The organism is Streptomyces bauhiniae (assembly GCF_004784475.1).
GTDB lineage: Bacteria > Actinomycetota > Actinomycetes > Streptomycetales > Streptomycetaceae > Streptomyces > Streptomyces seoulensis.
In genome coordinates this window covers 996,477-1,012,388 of record NZ_SRRT01000001.1, presented here as the reverse complement: position 1 = coordinate 1,012,388, position 15,912 = coordinate 996,477, and the positions used below count along the sequence as shown (strand labels likewise).

The following is a 15,912-nucleotide window of genomic DNA, read 5'->3' as shown; positions in this document are numbered from 1 at the left end:
AGTCGGTTGCTGTGAAGAGCCGGTCCACCTTCGGGTGGGCCGGCTCTTCGCTTTGCCTTCGTGAGACTCAGAACCGCCAGCCGTGGTCCACAGGGCCGATCCCGCCGCCCAGCGCGAACCCGTGGGCGATCGCTCCGGTGACGTACTCCTTGGCCGCCGTGACCGCCTCCGGCACGGTCAGGCCCTTCGCCAGCTCCGAGGCGATGGCGGAGGCCAGGGTGCAGCCGGTGCCGTGGGTGTGCCGGTTGTCGTGGCGCGGGGCACGCAGCCGGAACTCCTGGTCGCCGTCGGTGAGCAGGTCCACGGCCTCGCCGGTGAGATGCCCGCCCTTGATCAGCACCCACCGGGGCCCGTAGGCCAGCACGGCCTGTGCCGCCGGGCGCAGATCGGCCTCCGAGGTGACCTGGAATCCTGTGAGTTGGGCCACTTCGTCCAGGTTCGGGGTGGCCACGGTCGCCACCGGGAGCAGCCGGGTGCGCACCGAGTCCAGGGCGGAGGCGGCGAGCAGGGGGTCGCCGTGCTTGGAGACGCCCACCGGGTCCACCACCACGGGCGCGTCCGTGGTGGAGATCAACTCCGCGACCGCCTCGACCAGTTCCGCCGAGGCCAGCATCCCGGTCTTCACGGCCTGGACGCCGATGTCGTCCACCACACTGCGGTACTGCGCCCGCACCGCCTCCACCGGCAGCTCCCAGGCGCCCTGCACCCCGAGGGAGTTCTGCGCGGTCACGGCCGTGATCACGCTCATCCCGTGCACGCCCAGCGCCAGCATCGTCTTCAGATCGGCCTGGATGCCCGCTCCGCCGCCGGAGTCCGAGCCGGCCACGGTGAGGACGCGCGGCGGCGCCTGCCCGGCGGCCCTCACTCCGGGTCCCCGAAGTGGTCCCAGCCGCCGGTGGCGGTCCAGGGCGCCCCGTCCACAGTGACCTGGGGCAGCGCCGAGGGGTTGAGCACCTCGCCGATCACCTTCCAGCGGGCCGGGAGCTTGGTGTCGGGCGGGAAGGTGGCCACGATCGCGTGGTCCTCTCCCCCGGTGAGCACCCACTGCAGCGGGTCCACCCCGACCGCCTGGCCGATGTCGTTCATCTGGGTGGGGATGTCGATCGCGCCGGAACGGATGTCGATCCGCACCTTGCTGGCGTCCGCGATGTGCCCGAGGTCCGCGATCAGTCCGTCGCTGACGTCGCACATCGCGGTGGCGCCGAGCGCGGCGGCGGCCGGGCCCGCGTGGTACGGCGGCTCGGGGCGGCGGTGGGCCTCCACGAAGGCGCGCGGCGAGCGGAAGCCCCGCGAGAGCACCGCGTACCCGGCGGCGGACCAGCCCAGCCAGCCCGTGACGGCCACCAGGTCGCCGGGCTGCGCGCCGGAGCGGGTCACCGGCTCCTGATTGCGCAGATCACCGAGCGCGGTGATCGACACCATGATCGTGTCACCGCGTACGACGTCGCCGCCGACCACCGAGGCGCCCGCGACCTGGCACTCGTCGCGCAGGCCGTCCATCAGCTCGGTCGGCCAGGTCACCGGGAGTTCGGCGGGGACGACCAGGCCGAGCAGCAGCGCGGTGGGCACGGCGCCCATCGCGGCGATGTCGGCGAGGTTCTGGGCGGCTGCCTTGCGGCCCACGTCGTACGCCGTGGACCAGTCGCGGCGGAAGTGCCGGCCCTCCAGCAGGATGTCGGTGCTCGCCACCACCCGGCGGTCCGGGGCGGCGACCACGGCGGCGTCGTCACCGGGGCCGACCCGGACCGCCGGGGTGGTGGTGAGACGGGAGGTCAGCTCCCGGATGAGCCCGAACTCACCAAGCTCACCCACTGTGCCCTTCATGGCCTCAAGCCCCTTCTGTCCCTGTCCCGTGCCCGGTCGCGCGTCATCAGTGTCCCCGATACGGTCGAGGTGACCGTCAACTTCCGTCGTGCCCGCACCCCGGCGCGCGTGCCCCGTCCCCCAGGGTCTCCCCTCGGAGAGCGGCGACGCGATACCGTGGCGTTCCTCTTCCCCACATGATCCTCGTGGCCGCCCTGGAGGTTCCGTGGTACAGGCGTACATCCTGATCCAGACCGAGGTCGGCAAGGCGTCGACCGTCGCCGAGACGATCGGCCAGATCCCCGGCGTGATCCAGGCCGAGGACGTGACGGGTCCCTACGACGTCATCGTCCGCGCCCAGTCCGACACCGTCGACGAGCTGGGTCGCATGGTGGTCGCCAAGGTCCAGCAGGTGGACGGCATCACACGCACCCTGACCTGCCCGGTCGTGCATCTGTAGCCCCCGTCTACGCTTGGCCGGTGAACTTCTTCCGTCACCGGCCCCTCGGCCTGCTCGCGCCCGCGCTGCTGATCGCGGTCGCGGGCTGTTCCACGGCGGACGACGGCACCACGGTCGCGGCTCCCCGCCCCGACGCACGGACCGCCCCCCTGTGCCGGCGTCTGGACGAGGCGCTGCCGAAGAAGGTGGACGGCCGGCACCGCGACGACCCACGGCCCGCTTCCGCCTATACGGCGGGCTGGTCGGGCCCGGCGATCATACTGCGCTGCGGGGTGGTCCGGCCGCCGAAGATGACCGACCCCAAGGTGGCCCAGGGCCACGACCCCGCCGCGCTGGCCGGCGGGGTGGACGGCGTGGACTGGCTGATGGAGAAGCGGGACGACGGTTCCTCGCGCTTCACCACCGCCAACCGCCGCGCCTATGTGGAGATCACGCTGCCGAAGGAGCTGTCCGGCCCGGACGACTCGACGGCGGTCCTGGTCGACCTGGCCCCGGCCGTGAAGAAGGCGATCCCCGAGGGGATCGCCTCCATGCGCTGACTCGGTGACGCGGTGAGCGGCTAGCGCAGCCCGGTCGGGCGGCGCAGTGCCGCCTGGATCAGGCGGTCCACCAGCTCCGCGTAGCCGACGCCGGACGCCTCCCACATCTTGGGGTACATCGAGATGGGGGTGAAGCCGGGCAGGGTGTTGATCTCGTTGATGACGAACTCGCCGTCGTCGGTGAGGAAGAAGTCCGCGCGGACCAGGCCCTCGCAGGACGCGGCCTCGAACGCCTCGATGGCGAGCCGCTGGAGTTCCGCGGTCTGCTCGTCGGTGAGCGGGGCCGGGACGACACCGGGCGTGGAGTCGATGTACTTGGCGTCGAAGTCGTAGTACGCGTGCGCGCTCGGCGGCGGGATCTCGGCGGGGACCGAGGCGCGCGGGCCGTCCTCGAACTCCAGGACACCGCACTCGAGCTCGCGGCCGGACAGCGCGGCCTCCACGATGATCTTCGGGTCGTGGCGCTGGGCCTCGGCGATGGCCTCGTCGAGCCCCGAGAGGTCGTCGACCTTGGTGATGCCGATGGAGGAGCCGGCGCGGGCTGGCTTCACGAACAGCGGCCAGCCGTGCTCACCGGCGAAGTCCACGATCCGCTTGCGGGCGGCGGACTCGTCCCGCTGCCACTCGCGGGGCCGGATCACCACGTACGGGCCGACCTTGAGCCCGAAGGAGGTGAACACCCGCTTCATGTAGTCCTTGTCCTGGCCGACAGCCGAGGCGAGCACGCCCGAGCCGACGTAGGGCACACCGGACAGCTCCAGCAGACCCTGCAGGGTGCCGTCCTCCCCGAAGGGGCCGTGCAGCACCGGGAAGACCACGTCGACCTCGCCGAGCGCCTTGGGCACCGCGCCGGGCTCGCTGTAGACGACCTCGCGGTTGGCCGGGTCGACCGGGAGCACCACGCCGCCCTCGGTGGACTCCGCCACGTCCAGCACCTCCGGGGTGCGGCGGTCCGTGATGGCCATCCGCTGCGGCTCGTCGGCCGTCAGCACCCAGCGGCCGTCACGGGTGATGCCGATCGGCAGGACGTCGTACTTGGTCCGGTCGATGGCGCCCAGGACGGCACCCGCGGTGACGGTGGAGATCCCGTGTTCGGAGGAGCGGCCGCCGAACACGACGGCCACCCGCGGCTTACGGGGCTGCGCGGCAGGGCTCTGGGGGAGGTTCTCGGTGCTCATATCGCGTTGAGAGTACCGGACAGTACACCAGGGGGAACGCTGCAGCGTATACGCGTTTAGCGTCGTTCGGGCTTCGCGCTGCGCGACATCAGCTCCTTGAGAGCGACGACGGGCGGCTTGGCGTCGTGCACGATTCCGACGACCGTCTCGGTGATCGGCATGTCGACACCGTGCCTGCGGGCCAGATCCAGCACGGACTCGCTGGACTTGACGCCCTCGGCGGTCTGCTTGGTGACCGCGATGGTCTCCTGAAGCGTCATGCCCTTGCCGAGGTTGGTGCCGAAGGTGTGGTTGCGGGACAGCGGCGAGGAGCAGGTCGCCACCAGGTCCCCGAGTCCGGCGAGTCCGGAGAAGGTCAGCGGGTCGGCGCCGAGCGCCATGCCGAGCCGGGTGGTCTCGGCGAGGCCGCGCGTGATGAGCGAGCCCTTGGCGTTGTCGCCGAGTCCCATGCCGTCCGCGATGCCGACGGCGAGACCGATGACGTTCTTGACCGCGCCGCCGAGTTCGCAGCCGATGACGTCGGTGTTGGTGTACGGCCGGAAGTACGGGGTGTGGCAGGCCGCCTGGAGCCGCCGGGCGACCGCTTCGTCGGTGCAGGCGACCACGGCGGCGGCGGGCATCCGGGCGGCGATCTCACGGGCCAGGTTGGGCCCGGTGACCACGGCGATCCGCTCGGGGCCGACCTTGGCGACGTCCTCGATGACCTCGCTCATCCGCATGGCGGAGCCGAGTTCGACGCCCTTCATCAGGGAGACGAGCACGGAGTGCGGGGCGAGCAGCGGCGCCCAGTCGGCGAGGTTGGCGCGCAGGGTCTGCGAGGGGATCGCCAGCACGACGAAGTCGGCGTCCCCGAGCGCCTCGGCGGCGTCGGAGGTGGCGCGCACGCCCGGCGGAAGCTCGACGCCGGGCAGGTAGCCGGGGTTGGTGCGCGTGGAGTTGACCGCGTCGGCCACTTCGGCGCGGCGGGCCCAGAGGGTGACCTCGCAGCCCGCGTCGGCGAGGACCACGGCGAACGCGGTGCCCCAGGAGCCGGTGCCCATGACGGCGACCCGGACAGGCGTGCTCACTTGCCGCTTCCCCCTTCGGTGGCGGTGGGCGTGGCCTCGGCGGCGGGCGCGGGCACGGTGTCCTGGACCTGGCCGTCGCCGGACCGCACGGAGTGGCCGGACGGGGCGATCGGGCCGGACTGGGCGCGGGTGCGGCGGCGCTGCTCGATCCGCTCGCGGCGCGGGTCGTAGGGCACGGCCGGTGCCTTCTCGCCGCGGATCTCCTCGAGCTGGCGGGTGACGGCCGCCATGATGACCTCGGTGGCCTCCCTCAGGACGTCGGCGGTCATCTCCCGGTCGTAGAACCGGGAGAGGTCCACCGGCGGGCCGGCCAGCACGTGGTGGGTCTTGCGCGGGAAGAGGTGGGGCTTCTTCGCGTAGGGCGGCAGGAGTTCGTTGACGCCCCACTGGGCGACCGGCACGACCGGGCACTTGGTCTGCAGGGCCACGCGGGCGGCGCCGGTCTTGGCGGCCATGGGCCAGCCGTCGGGGTCGCGGGTCAGGGTGCCCTCGGGGTAGAAGGCGACGCACTCGCCCTTCTCCACCGCCTCGATCGCGGCGCGGAATGCGCTCAGCGCGTCGGTGCTCTCGCGGTAGACGGGGATCTGTCCGGTACCGCGCATCGCGGCGCCGACGAATCCCTTCTTGAAAAGGCCGCTCTTCGCCAGGAATCGCGGAACCCGTCCGGTGTTGTACTGATAGTGCGCGTACGCGAAGGGGTCCACGTGGGAATTGTGGTTCACCGCGGTGATAAATCCGCCGTCGGCCGGAATGTGCTCCATTCCTCGCCAGTCCCGCTTGATCAGAACCGCCAGCGGCGGTTTGCAGATCACCGCGGCGAAGCGGTACCAGAAGCCGATTCTGCGGCGGGACACGCGGACACCTTCCTCCATGGCCTCTGAGGGCCTTCACCTCGGCCGGGGGCCGCACAAGTGTGACTCCGGGCCGCCGGTCTGTCGAGAACACCGTACGCCCGCATGTCCGCGGCGACCGCCCCCGGACTGGCCTTCACAGCATTCCCCCACACCTCGGGGCGGCTCGGGCCGCCTGGTGGGAGCGGGTGACAATGAGCGCGAGCAGAGAGGGACGGTACGCCGGTGCAGTGGAGCTTGGTCATCCCCCTGAAGCCCTTGGCGCGGGCGAAAAGCAGGCTCGCGGACGCCGTTGCCGACGGGGCGCGGCCCGGCCTGGTGCTGGCGTTCGCGCAGGACACGGTGGCCGCCGTACTGGAGTGTCCCGAGGTCGCGGATGTGGCGGTCGTCACGGACGACCCGGTGGCCGGACGGGCCTTGGCCGCGCTGGGCGCCCGGATCGTGCCGGACGAGCCGGCCGGCGGCCTGAACGCCGCGCTGGCGCACGGCGCCTCGGCGGTGCGCGCGGTCCGCCCGGAGGCGGCCGTCGCCGCGCTCAACGCCGATCTGCCCGCCCTGCGCCCCGCCGAACTGGCGCGGGTCCTCACGGCGGCGGCCGAATTCCCGCGCGCCTTCCTGGCGGACGCGGCCGCGTGGGGCACGACCCTGCTCGCGGCGGCGCCCGGCCGGGAACTGGCCCCGGCCTTCGGCGGCGCCTCCCGCGCCCGGCACCGCGCCTCGGGCGCGGCGGAACTGGCGCCGGGCAGCGTCGAATCGGTACGGCGGGACGTGGACACGGGCGACGACCTGCGGGTGGCGCTGGCGCTGGGTGTGGGCCCGTACACCGCGGCGGCGAGCGCCTCGTGGACCGCGCCGGTGCCGCTCGCCGGGCAGTAGGCTGCGGACATGCAGGCCACCGCTTACACCTACGACCCCGAGAGCCGCAGCGGGCAGGTGCTGCTCGACGACGGCACCCCGGTGCCCTTCGACGCGGCCGCTTTCGACGCGGGCGGGCTGCGGTTGCTGCGGCCCGGTCAGCGGGTGCGGATCGAGACCGAGGGGCGGGACGAGGGGCTGCGGATCACGCTGGTCACCCTCCAGACCTTCTGAACGGGCGCTGAACGGGCGCTGAGCGGCCGTATGAACGCACCGCGGGCCGGACTCCCCAGGGGAGTCCGGCCCGGCGCGTGTGAGCCCTTGAGGACCGGGTGCCGTGGAAGTCCGTGCCTCTAGCGGGCGGTGGTCTTCTTGGCGGTGGTCTTGCGTGCCGTCGACTTCTTGGCGGGCGCCTTCTTGGCGGTGACCTTCTTCGCGGGACTCTTCTTCGCGGTGGTCTTCTTGGCGGCCGCGGTGGTGCCGGTGGCCTTCTTGGCCGGGGCCTTCTTCGCGGCGGCCTTCTTGGCGGTGGCCGTGGTCTTCTTCGCCGGCGCCGCCTTCTTGGCGGTGGACTTCTTGGCGGTGGCCTTCTTGGCCGCGGCCTTCTTCACGGTCGCGGAAGCGCCGCCGGTCAGGCTGCCCTTGGGCGCCTTCTTCACGGAGACCTCGCCACCACGGGGAAGCTTCTTCGAACCGCTCACCAGGTCCTTGAAGCCCTGGCCGGCGCGGAAGCGCGGAACCGAGGTCTTCTTGACCCGAACACGCTCGCCCGTCTGGGGGTTACGGGCGTAGCGGGCGGGGCGGTCCACCTTCTCGAAGGACCCGAAGCCGGTGACCGAGACCCGGTCCCCCGCGACGACGGCGCGGACGATGGCGTCCAGGACCGCGTCGACAGCATCGGCGGCCTGCTGGCGGCCACCCATCTTGTCGGCAATCGCTTCTACGAGCTGCGCCTTGTTCACGTCTTCCCCTTCGGAGACATCGCCAGAACGAAAGTGTTCAAGCTTTTTCGCACGTTAGGCAGATATATACCGCAAATCAAACACGAAACGGGCTTCTCACCCTTGTGCCGCATCGGTTTCGGCGGTCCCGGACGGATTCAGCGGTCCTCTTCGGGCATCCGGCCCGCTTCGAGGTCCGCGGTGAATCGTTCGAGACGCGTTGCCGCGCCGGCGAGATCGTGTTTGGCCGCGGCCGTAATGACCAGCAGCTTCCGGGTCAGCGCCATCCGTACGCCCTCCGGGACTTGCAGTGTGCGCACGGTTGCGTGCGCTTGTTTGAGTTGGTCCGCGACTGCCGCATAGAGCTGGAGTTGGCCGTCGTGTTCCATGCACAGATTGTGCCATCTGGGGCGAGTTGTCGCCTGCGCAGGGGGCAACTGCCGCCTCCGCGCGCCGTTTCGGGGCTCGGGGAGGGGGTGCCGCGGGAGGGCGCCCGGACCTGCAACTTCGTTGCGGTGAAGGAGAGTTGGAGAGCGCTTGGGGTGCGTTCGGAGGCGTCCGGACCCGGACATGCGCGTACCCCCAATCGTGGCGATCGGGGGTACGCGGCGGCCGTCGAGGTGGCCGAAACCTTATGCGTGCGAGCGGTTGCTCAGCTCGTCAGGGTGCGCGGCTTGTGTGCGGGGCGGGCGTTCTCGAAGGCGGCGATGTCGTCCTCGTTGCGCAGGGTGAGGGAGATGTCGTCGAGGCCGTTCAGCAGTCGCCAGCGGGAGTTCTCGTCCAGCTCGAAGGGGGCGGTGACGCCCTCGGCGCGTACCTCGCGGGCTTCGAGGTCGACGGTGACGGGGGCCTGGGGGTCGCGTTCGGTCAGCTCCCAGAGGGCGTCGACGATCTTCTGCTCCAGGACGACCGTGAGCAGGCCGTTCTTCAGCGAGTTGCCGCGGAAGATGTCGGCGAAGCGGGCGGAGATCACGGCCTTGAAGCCGTAGTTCTGCAGTGCCCACACCGCGTGCTCGCGGGAGGAGCCGGTGCCGAAGTCGGGGCCGGCGACCAGGACCGTGGCGCCCTGCCGCTCGGGCTGGTTGAGGACGAAGGTGTCGTCCTTGCGCCATGCCTCGAACAGGCCGTCCTCGAAGCCGTCGCGGGTGACCTTCTTGAGCCAGTGGGCGGGGATGATCTGGTCGGTGTCGATGTTGCTGCGGCGCAGCGGCACGGCCCGGCCGGTGTGGGTGGTGAAGGCTTCCATCGTTATCGCACTCCAGCGGGCACGGGGGTGTCGGACAGGTCGGCGGGCGAGCCGAGGTGGCCCAGGACGGCGGTGGCGGCGGCGACCTGCGGCGAGACCAGGTGGGTACGGCCGCCCTTGCCCTGCCTGCCCTCGAAGTTGCGGTTGGAGGTGGACGCGGAGCGCTCCCCCGGTGCGAGCTGGTCGGGGTTCATGCCCAGGCACATCGAGCAGCCCGCGTACCGCCATTCGGCACCGGCCTCCTTGAAGACCACGTCCAGCCCCTCGGACACGGCCTGCAGACCCACCCGCGCGGAGCCGGGGACGACCAGCATCCGTACGCCGTCGGCGACTTTGCGGCTCCGGAGGATCTCGGCGACCGAGCGCAGGTCCTCGATGCGGCCGTTGGTGCACGAGCCTACGAACACGGTGTCCACGGCGATGTCCCGCAGCGGCTGCCCGGCGGTCAACCCCATGTATTCCAGGGCCTTTTCGGCGGCGTACCGCTCCGATGCGTCTTCGTACGAAGCCGGGTCGGGGACGTGCGCCGAAAGCGGCGCTCCCTGGCCGGGGTTGGTGCCCCAGGTGACGAACGGGGAGAGTTCGGCCGCGTCGATGACCACCTCGGCGTCGAAGACCGCGTCATCGTCGGTGCGCAGCGTCTTCCAGTACTCGACGGCCGCGTCCCAGTCGGCGCCCTCGGGGGCGTGCGGGCGGCCCTGGAGGTAGGCGAAGGTGGTCTCGTCGGGGGCGATCATGCCCGCGCGGGCGCCGGCCTCGATGGACATGTTGCAGATGGTCATCCGCGCCTCCATCGACAGCTTCTCGATGGCCGGGCCCCGGTACTCCAGGACATAACCCTGACCGCCGCCGGTGCCGATCCGGGCGATGATCGCCAGGATCAGGTCCTTCGCGGTGACGCCCTCGGGCAGTTCACCCTCCACGGTGATCGCCATGGTCTTGGGGCGGGCCATCGGCAGCGTCTGCGTCGCCAGCACATGCTCGACCTGCGAGGTGCCGATACCGAACGCCAGCGCACCGAACGCACCATGCGTGGAAGTGTGCGAGTCACCGCACACCACGGTCGTGCCGGGCTGCGTCAGCCCGAGCTGCGGGCCCACCACGTGCACCACGCCCTGCTCGACGTCGCCCAGCGGATGCAGCCGCACCCCGAACTCCGCGCAGTTCTTGCGCAGCGTCTCCAACTGAGCCCGCGAAACCGGGTCCGCGATCGGCTTGTCGATGTCCAGGGTCGGAGTGTTGTGGTCCTCGGTGGCGATGGTCAGATCGAGACGACGGACCGCGCGATCGCTCTTGCGGAGACCGTCGAACGCCTGCGGGCTGGTCACCTCGTGCAGCAGGTGCAGATCGATGTAGAGAAGGTCGGGCTCGCCCTCGGCGCGCCGGACGACATGGTCGTCCCAGACCTTCTCCGCGAGTGTCCTACCCATCGCTTTCCCTCCGGCCGGCCACGGTTCCGCCGACACATCTAGAGAACCTGAGGAAGCGACGCCCGCGCCGTGATCTCGGTGCGTACGGGCGTCCGGCACCGCGCCCGCCGTACGCGGGCCGCCGTGTGCTTCAAGAGTGGCGCGTTCCGGAGAAAATTGAACTTGCGTTTCACAGAGTGAGACGGGAGTATCGTTGCATGGACAACAGTAGCGGCGTCGGCGTTCTGGACAAGGCGGCCCTTGTCCTGAGCGCTCTGGAGTCCGGTCCGGCCACCCTCGCGGGTCTGGTCGGGGCCACCGGACTGGCACGACCCACGGCCCACCGGCTGGCCGTGGCTCTGGAGCACCACCGGCTGGTGGCGCGGGACATGCAGGGCCGGTTCATCCTGGGCCCGCGCCTGTCGGAGCTGGCCGCGGCGGCCGGCGAGGACCGGCTGCTGGCGACGGCCGGCCCGGTGCTCACGCATCTGCGGGACGTGACGGGCGAGAGCGCGCAGCTCTACCGGCGCCAGGGCGACATGCGGATCTGTGTGGCGGCCGCGGAGCGGCTGTCCGGACTGCGGGACACGGTGCCGGTGGGCTCGACGCTCACGATGAAGGCGGGTTCCTCGGCGCAGATCCTCATGGCCTGGGAGGAGCCCGAGCGGCTGCACCGGGGTCTGCAGGGGGCGCGCTTCACGGCGACGGCGCTGTCCGGGGTGCGCCGCCGGGGCTGGGCACAGTCGATCGGCGAGCGGGAGCCGGGCGTGGCTTCGGTCTCGGCGCCGGTGCGCGGGCCGTCCAACCGTGTGGTGGCCGCCGTCTCGGTCTCCGGACCGATCGAGCGGCTGACCCGGCATCCCGGCCGGATGCACGCCCAGGCGGTGATCGACGCGGCGGGCCGGCTGTCGGAGGCGCTGCGCCGCTCCGGCTGAGCGCTCTCCCCACTGCTTCCACGCTTCCCCTGGGCGGGAGCGGGCCCCAACGCCGCGGCCCGCTCCCGCCCGACCTGCTTGGCTCAACGGGGCTTCGGCGCACGGCTGTTGAGGCAGGAGCCGGAATACAACGAAGGCCCCTCGCGTTCGCGAGGAGCCTTCCTTCTGTACCCCCGACCGGATTCGAACCGGCGCTACCGCCTTGAGAGGGCGGCGTGCTAGGCCGCTACACAACGGGGGCCTGGACACTGCGTTTCCGCAGGTCCGAGCTGGTCTACCTGGACTCGAACCAAGACTAACTGAACCAGAATCAGTCGTGCTGCCAATTACACCATAGACCAATGATGGTTTAGACCAGTCAGTACCCCCGACCGGATTCGAACCGGCGCTACCGCCTTGAGAGGGCGGCGTGCTAGGCCGCTACACAACGGGGGCCCTAGCGATTCCGAGTGATCGGAACCAGTACCCCCGACCGGATTCGAACCGGCGCTACTGCCTTGAGAGGGCAGCGTGCTAGGCCGCTACACAACGGGGGCTCGCGGACAAGATCCGCGGGTGCAGATGAGCTCTGCGAGCTGGCCTACCTGGACTCGAACCAAGACTAACTGAACCAGAATCAGTCGTGCTGCCAATTACACCATAGGCCACTGGAACGCAAGCCCCGAGTGGGGATCTTGTTCTAGCAGATGCGCCTGGGGCCCGGCCTTTCGGCCCGTTCCCCTCGGCGCAGGAAGAACATTACCCGAAGGTGGACGGGGCTCCAAAACGGGTATCGGCGCGGACCAGCGCCGGGAGTTCGGCGAGGGTGGTGATCCGGTGGGCCAGGACCGTCCCGGCCGCCCGCGCGTGCGGGCCGCCCCGGTCGATCCATACGGACATCATCCCGGCCTCCGCCGCGCCCCGCCCGTCGATCTCCGGATGGTCCCCGACGTACGCCACCTCGTGCGGGGGCAGCCCCAGCCCCTCGCAGGCGGCCAGGAAGGCCCCGGCGGCCGGCTTGGACACCCCCAGCTCGACGGCGCACAGCACGGACTCGAACCGGTCCCGCAGGCCCAGGGTGCGCAGCTTGTGCTCCTGGACGGTCAGGCTGGAGTTGGACAGCACCGCGTGCCGGTGCTCCGGGAGGGCGTCCAGGGCGGGCAGCACGTCCGGGAAGACCTGCCAGGCCGCCTGGTAGTGCCCGACGTAGCGCAGAAACCATTCCTCAGCTTCGGCGTCACTGAGTTCCGCCCCCAGGAACGCCCGCACCCGGTCCAGCCGCTGCCCCTCGAACGTGGACTCCCCCGCCGCGTGCCGCGCCCAGTGCGCCTCGGTCGCCGTCCGCCACGCCGCGAGCGCCTGTTCCGGCGTCTCGAACCGGGCGAGCAGCCCTTCCGCCAGGAGGTGCGCCCGCATGCCCTCACGGTCGGCGGTGGTGTAGTCGAAAAGGGTGTCGTCCACGTCCCAGACCACGGCTCGGATGCTCATGGGCCGACGGTAACGGGCACCCGCCCCCACGGCAGCGCGCCGGAACGCCGAGGGGCGGCATCCGGTGGCCGGATGCCGCCCCTGACGGTGTGGCGTTCGTTACGCCGCGAGCCGCTCCAGTGCCGCGTCGATGCGGGTCAGCGTCTTCTCCTTGCCGAGTACCTCCAGGGACTCGAACAGGGGGAGGCCGACGGTGCGGCCGGTCACGGCCACGCGGACCGGGGCCTGGGCCTTGCCGAGCTTGAGGCCGTGGGCCTCGCCGGCGGCCAGCACGGCCTCCTTGAGGGATTCGGCCGAGGTCCAGTCGGCGGACTCCAGCTTCTCCCGGGCGGTGCGCAGCAGCGCGTCCGAGCCTTCCTTCATGGCCTTGGTCCACGAAGCCTCGTCGTAGGCGGGCTCGGGGAGGAAGAGGAAGTCGACGTTGTCGGTGATCTCGGAGAGCACCTTGAGCCGGGTCTGGGCGTGCGGGGCGATCGCCTGCCACTTGGCCTCGTCGAAGTCCTCCGGCGCCCAGGGGGCGAAGGGGGCCTTCAGCCAGGGGTCGCAGCGCTCGGTGAAGTCCTTCACGTCGAGCAGCCGGATGTGGTCGGCGTTGATCGCCTCGCACTTCTTCAGGTCGAAGCGCGCCGGGTTGGGGTTCACGTCCGAGATCTCGAAGGCGGCCACCATCTCCGCGACGGAGAAGATGTCCTGGTCCGCCGAGAGCGACCAGCCCAGCAGGGAGAGGTAGTTGAGCAGACCCTCGGGCAGGAAGCCGCGCTCGCGGTAGAGGTTGAGCGAGGACTGCGGGTCGCGCTTGGAGAGCTTCTTGTTGCCCTCGCCCATCACGTACGGCAGGTGGCCGAAGGCCGGGATCTGCTTCGCGATGCCCAGCTCCATCAGCGCCTTGTACAGGGCGATCTGGCGCGGGGTGGAGGAGAGCAGGTCCTCGCCGCGCAGGACGTGGGTGATGTCCATCAGCGCGTCGTCGACCGGGTTCACCAGGGTGTACAGCGGGGCGCCGTTGGCGCGCACGATGCCGTAGTCCGGCACGTTCTCCGGGAGGTAGGTGATCTCGCCGCGCACCAGGTCGTCGAAGGTGATCGCCTCGTCCGGCATCCGGAAGCGGACGATCGGCTCGCGGCCCTGGGCCGTGAACTCCTCGACCTGCGCGGCGCTCAGCTCGCGGCAGTGGCCGTCGTAGCCGGAGGGCTTGCCGGCGGCGCGGGCGGCCTCGCGGCGGGTGTCCAACTCGTCCTGGGAGCAGTAGCAGTAGTAGGCGTACCCGCCGTCCAGGAGCTTCTGCGCGACATCCTTGTAGATGTCCATCCGCTGCGACTGGCGGTACGGCGCGTGCGGGCCGCCGACCTCGGGACCCTCGTCCCAGTCGAAGCCGAGCCAGCGCATGGCGTCCAGGAGCTGGTTGTAGGACTCCTCGGAGTCGCGGGCCGCGTCGGTGTCCTCGATCCGGAAGACCAGGGTGCCCTCGTGGTGGCGGGCGAACGCCCAGTTGAACAGGGCGGTGCGCACCAGGCCCACGTGGGGGTTACCGGTGGGCGAGGGACAGAAACGGACGCGTACGGGGGAGCCGGATGCGCTAGCCACGCTTGACAACCTTGTTGGTGAGAGTGCCGATGCCTTCGATGGTGACGGCGACCTCGTCGCCGACGCTCATGGAGCCGACGCCCGCGGGGGTGCCGGTGAGGATCACGTCGCCGGGGAGCAGCGTCATGGCCTCGGAAATGTTGACGATCAGGTCCTCGATGGGGTGGACCATCTCGCTGGTGCGCCCGAGCTGGCGCTGCTCGCCGTTGAGGGTGAGCTGGACGGTGAGGTCGTTCGCGCGGGCGAGGTCGATGTCCGTCTCCACCCAGGGGCCGAGCGGGCAGGAGGAGTCGAAGCCCTTGGCGCGGGCCCACTGCTTCTCGGCGCGCTGTACGTCGCGGGCGGTGACGTCGTTGGCGCAGGTGTAGCCAAAGATGACGTCCTTGACGCGCTCGCGCGGGACCTCGCGGCACATGCGGCCGATGACCACGGCCAGCTCGGCCTCGTAGTGCAGTTCCTTGGTGAACGGCGGGTACTGGATGTCGTCGCCGGGGCCGATCACCGAGGTGGAGGGCTTGAAGAAGGCGAACGGGACGTCGGGCACCTCGCTGCCCAGTTCCCTGGCGTGCTCGGCGTAGTTGCGGCCGAAGGCCACGACCTTGTTGGGGAGCACGGGCGGGAGCAGCCGGACCTTGCTGAGGGGCACCTTGGTGCCGGACAGCTCGTGGTCGGCGAAGGGGATGCCCTTGATGATGTCGAGGACGAGCTCGTCCTGCTTGTCGCCCTCGACCGCGCCGAAGGCTACGTTCCCGTCGATGGAGAACCTGGCGATGCGCACGGGATTCTGGCGCCTCTCACTGAGAACCGGCGTACTGACGTCCCAGGTTAACCGGTCCGCGCGTCCGGCGTTCGGCCGGTGGTGCGGGCGGCGGTTATGCGGCGCGGAAACGGGGGCGGATTAATTCCGGATTTCCGGTGGTCGCGGGCGGGGCGGTGGGCCAGTGGTGGCACGGGCCGACGGGCGCGCAGCCGGGGCGAGGGCGCATTACGGGTAATGCCGCCGGACGGTGCCGGGAAATGCGCGGGGCGGGATTAGCGGAGGGCGGATATCCCCCGCCGGTGCCGGTAATGCGCCGAGCGGGAAAAAGCGAGCGCGGCCCGGTGGGCCGTCACGGGGACGGGCCGCCGGGCCGCGCTCGGGCGGGACGGGTGCGCTCAGACGCCGGCCTCGACCACGGCGGAGGCGGGCAGCTCCATCAGAATGGTGCGCCGGGGGTTGGCGGTCCGGCCGGGGAGGTCGGTGGGGTGCTCGGGCAGCTCGGCGATCCGCAGTTCGCCGGCGTCCTTCAGGTGCACCAGCGTCGTGCGTCGCGGGTTCGCCGTCGTCTGGAACATCATCGTCGTCTTCACCGTTGTCGTCCTGTGGCCTCGTGATCGGGTGGGGTGATCGGGTGGGAATGGGCAGAGCCGCTCATCCTGTAAAGCGTCAGGCTAAACATGCGAATCCCCGTCACTCACGTGAACCACCCGTGATCGGTGTGTGAGTTTGCTCACTAGGAGCCACGCAAATGGGTCAATTCAGACGGTGGGCCTGGGGCGATGAAACGGACATTGGTCATCTGAACCCACCATTCCGC

The 15,912-nt window shown here is 70.7% G+C and carries 18 protein-coding genes and 5 tRNA genes; 5 read left to right on the top strand and 18 right to left on the bottom strand.

Going from position 1 to position 15,912, the window contains the following annotated elements:
* Positions 1–67: 67 nt before the first annotated feature.
* A complete protein-coding gene (gene thiD, locus E5083_RS04785; RefSeq protein WP_135784283.1) occupies positions 68–865 on the bottom strand; it encodes a bifunctional hydroxymethylpyrimidine kinase/phosphomethylpyrimidine kinase in 798 nt (265 codons plus the stop codon).
* The gene (locus E5083_RS04780) at positions 862–1,824 is read right to left on the bottom strand and encodes a thiamine-phosphate kinase (protein WP_135784282.1); all 963 of its coding nucleotides are present in this window, start codon (positions 1,822–1,824) and stop codon (positions 862–864) included. The genes thiD and E5083_RS04780 overlap by 4 nt, the downstream gene beginning before the upstream one ends.
* Before the next feature lie 205 nt (positions 1,825–2,029).
* Between E5083_RS04780 and E5083_RS04775 the strand changes: the two genes are divergently transcribed.
* Complete coding sequence (locus tag E5083_RS04775; RefSeq protein WP_135784281.1) at positions 2,030–2,263, top strand: Lrp/AsnC family transcriptional regulator; 234 nt, start codon at positions 2,030–2,032, stop codon at positions 2,261–2,263.
* Between the two features lie 20 nt (positions 2,264–2,283).
* Entirely contained in the window at positions 2,284–2,802 is a 519-nt protein-coding gene (locus E5083_RS04770) for a DUF3515 domain-containing protein (RefSeq protein ID WP_135784280.1), read from the top strand.
* 20 nt (positions 2,803–2,822) lie between these two features.
* Here E5083_RS04770 and E5083_RS04765 read toward each other — a convergent pair whose 3' ends face one another.
* From E5083_RS04765 to E5083_RS04755, 3 genes are read right to left on the bottom strand one after another with little or no spacing between them, the layout of a single operon-like run.
* Complete coding sequence (locus tag E5083_RS04765) at positions 2,823–3,980, bottom strand: D-alanine--D-alanine ligase family protein (RefSeq protein WP_135784279.1); 1,158 nt, start codon at positions 3,978–3,980, stop codon at positions 2,823–2,825.
* A gap of 56 nt (positions 3,981–4,036) precedes the next feature.
* A complete protein-coding gene (locus tag E5083_RS04760) occupies positions 4,037–5,047 on the bottom strand; it encodes an NAD(P)H-dependent glycerol-3-phosphate dehydrogenase (RefSeq protein WP_135784278.1) in 1,011 nt (336 codons plus the stop codon).
* A complete protein-coding gene (locus E5083_RS04755; RefSeq protein ID WP_135784277.1) occupies positions 5,044–5,901 on the bottom strand; it encodes a lysophospholipid acyltransferase family protein in 858 nt (285 codons plus the stop codon). The genes E5083_RS04760 and E5083_RS04755 overlap by 4 nt, the downstream gene beginning before the upstream one ends.
* A gap of 222 nt (positions 5,902–6,123) precedes the next feature.
* On the opposite strand from E5083_RS04755, the gene cofC reads away from it, so the two are divergent.
* Both cofC and E5083_RS04745 read left to right on the top strand, forming a co-directional pair.
* Complete coding sequence (gene cofC / locus E5083_RS04750) at positions 6,124–6,774, top strand: 2-phospho-L-lactate guanylyltransferase (RefSeq protein WP_135784276.1); 651 nt, start codon at positions 6,124–6,126, stop codon at positions 6,772–6,774.
* 9 nt (positions 6,775–6,783) lie between these two features.
* Complete coding sequence (locus tag E5083_RS04745; RefSeq protein WP_135784275.1) at positions 6,784–6,987, top strand: hypothetical protein; 204 nt, start codon at positions 6,784–6,786, stop codon at positions 6,985–6,987.
* Positions 6,988–7,106: 119 nt separating this feature from the next.
* Here the strand turns inward: E5083_RS04745 and E5083_RS04740 are convergent, their stop codons facing one another.
* The 4 genes from E5083_RS04740 to leuC all read right to left on the bottom strand — a co-directional run bounded on the left by E5083_RS04740 (position 7,107) and on the right by leuC (position 10,370).
* Positions 7,107–7,715, bottom strand: coding sequence for an HU family DNA-binding protein (locus E5083_RS04740; protein WP_135784274.1), 609 nt, complete (start codon positions 7,713–7,715; stop codon positions 7,107–7,109).
* A gap of 137 nt (positions 7,716–7,852) precedes the next feature.
* The gene (locus tag E5083_RS04735) at positions 7,853–8,083 is read right to left on the bottom strand and encodes an SCO5555 family protein (RefSeq protein ID WP_030808451.1); all 231 of its coding nucleotides are present in this window, start codon (positions 8,081–8,083) and stop codon (positions 7,853–7,855) included.
* 263 nt (positions 8,084–8,346) lie between these two features.
* Positions 8,347–8,940: a 3-isopropylmalate dehydratase small subunit gene (leuD, locus tag E5083_RS04730; protein ID WP_135784273.1), complete on the bottom strand. Its 594-nt coding sequence runs from the start codon at positions 8,938–8,940 to the stop codon at positions 8,347–8,349.
* 2 nt (positions 8,941–8,942) lie between these two features.
* Positions 8,943–10,370, bottom strand: coding sequence for a 3-isopropylmalate dehydratase large subunit (gene leuC, locus E5083_RS04725; RefSeq protein WP_135784272.1), 1,428 nt, complete (start codon positions 10,368–10,370; stop codon positions 8,943–8,945).
* Positions 10,371–10,567: 197 nt separating this feature from the next.
* Here leuC and ndgR point away from each other — a divergent pair, with 197 nt between their 5' ends.
* A complete protein-coding gene (gene ndgR / locus E5083_RS04720; RefSeq protein WP_135784271.1) occupies positions 10,568–11,284 on the top strand; it encodes an IclR family transcriptional regulator NdgR in 717 nt (238 codons plus the stop codon).
* A 168-nt stretch (positions 11,285–11,452) separates the two neighbouring features.
* Here ndgR and E5083_RS04715 read toward each other — a convergent pair.
* The 9 genes from E5083_RS04715 to E5083_RS04675 form a co-directional block, all read right to left on the bottom strand.
* Positions 11,453–11,525: transfer RNA gene (locus tag E5083_RS04715), tRNA-Glu, on the bottom strand.
* Positions 11,526–11,553: 28 nt separating this feature from the next.
* Positions 11,554–11,625: transfer RNA gene (locus tag E5083_RS04710), tRNA-Gln, on the bottom strand.
* Positions 11,626–11,646: 21 nt separating this feature from the next.
* Positions 11,647–11,719: transfer RNA gene (locus tag E5083_RS04705), tRNA-Glu, on the bottom strand.
* Positions 11,720–11,747: 28 nt separating this feature from the next.
* A tRNA-Glu gene (locus tag E5083_RS04700) sits at positions 11,748–11,820 on the bottom strand.
* 39 nt (positions 11,821–11,859) lie between these two features.
* Positions 11,860–11,931 (bottom strand) — tRNA-Gln (locus E5083_RS04695).
* A 91-nt stretch (positions 11,932–12,022) separates the two neighbouring features.
* Positions 12,023–12,751: an HAD family hydrolase gene (locus E5083_RS04690; protein ID WP_208753962.1), complete on the bottom strand. Its 729-nt coding sequence runs from the start codon at positions 12,749–12,751 to the stop codon at positions 12,023–12,025.
* Between the two features lie 99 nt (positions 12,752–12,850).
* Positions 12,851–14,335 carry a glutamate--tRNA ligase gene (gltX, locus tag E5083_RS04685; protein ID WP_135784270.1) on the bottom strand — a complete coding sequence of 495 codons (1,485 nt, stop codon included), beginning with the start codon at positions 14,333–14,335 and terminating at the stop codon, positions 12,851–12,853.
* On the bottom strand, positions 14,328–15,113 hold the full coding sequence (locus E5083_RS04680) for a fumarylacetoacetate hydrolase family protein (protein WP_135784269.1): 786 nt from the start codon (positions 15,111–15,113) through the stop codon (positions 14,328–14,330). Before E5083_RS04680 ends, gltX begins: the two co-directional genes overlap by 8 nt.
* 377 nt (positions 15,114–15,490) lie before the next feature.
* Positions 15,491–15,685 carry a hypothetical protein gene (locus E5083_RS04675; protein ID WP_135784268.1) on the bottom strand — a complete coding sequence of 65 codons (195 nt, stop codon included), beginning with the start codon at positions 15,683–15,685 and terminating at the stop codon, positions 15,491–15,493.
* Positions 15,686–15,912 lie beyond the last annotated feature (227 nt).

Bases quoted from the DNA above. Each gene is read 5' to 3' on its own strand.
- E5083_RS04780 (WP_135784282.1), bottom strand. From the start codon at position 1,824: ATGAAGGGCACAGTGGGTGAGCTTGGTGAGTTCGGGCTCATCCGGGAG.
- E5083_RS04765 (WP_135784279.1), bottom strand. From the start codon at position 3,980: ATGAGCACCGAGAACCTCCCCCAGAGCCCTGCCGCGCAGCCCCGTAAG.
- E5083_RS04745 (WP_135784275.1), top strand. From the start codon at position 6,784: ATGCAGGCCACCGCTTACACCTACGACCCCGAGAGCCGCAGCGGGCAG.
- E5083_RS04735 (WP_030808451.1), bottom strand. From the start codon at position 8,083: ATGGAACACGACGGCCAACTCCAGCTCTATGCGGCAGTCGCGGACCAA.
- leuD (WP_135784273.1), bottom strand. From the start codon at position 8,940: ATGGAAGCCTTCACCACCCACACCGGCCGGGCCGTGCCGCTGCGCCGC.
- leuC (WP_135784272.1), bottom strand. From the start codon at position 10,370: ATGGGTAGGACACTCGCGGAGAAGGTCTGGGACGACCATGTCGTCCGG.
- ndgR (WP_135784271.1), top strand. From the start codon at position 10,568: ATGGACAACAGTAGCGGCGTCGGCGTTCTGGACAAGGCGGCCCTTGTC.
- E5083_RS04690 (WP_208753962.1), bottom strand. From the start codon at position 12,751: ATGAGCATCCGAGCCGTGGTCTGGGACGTGGACGACACCCTTTTCGAC.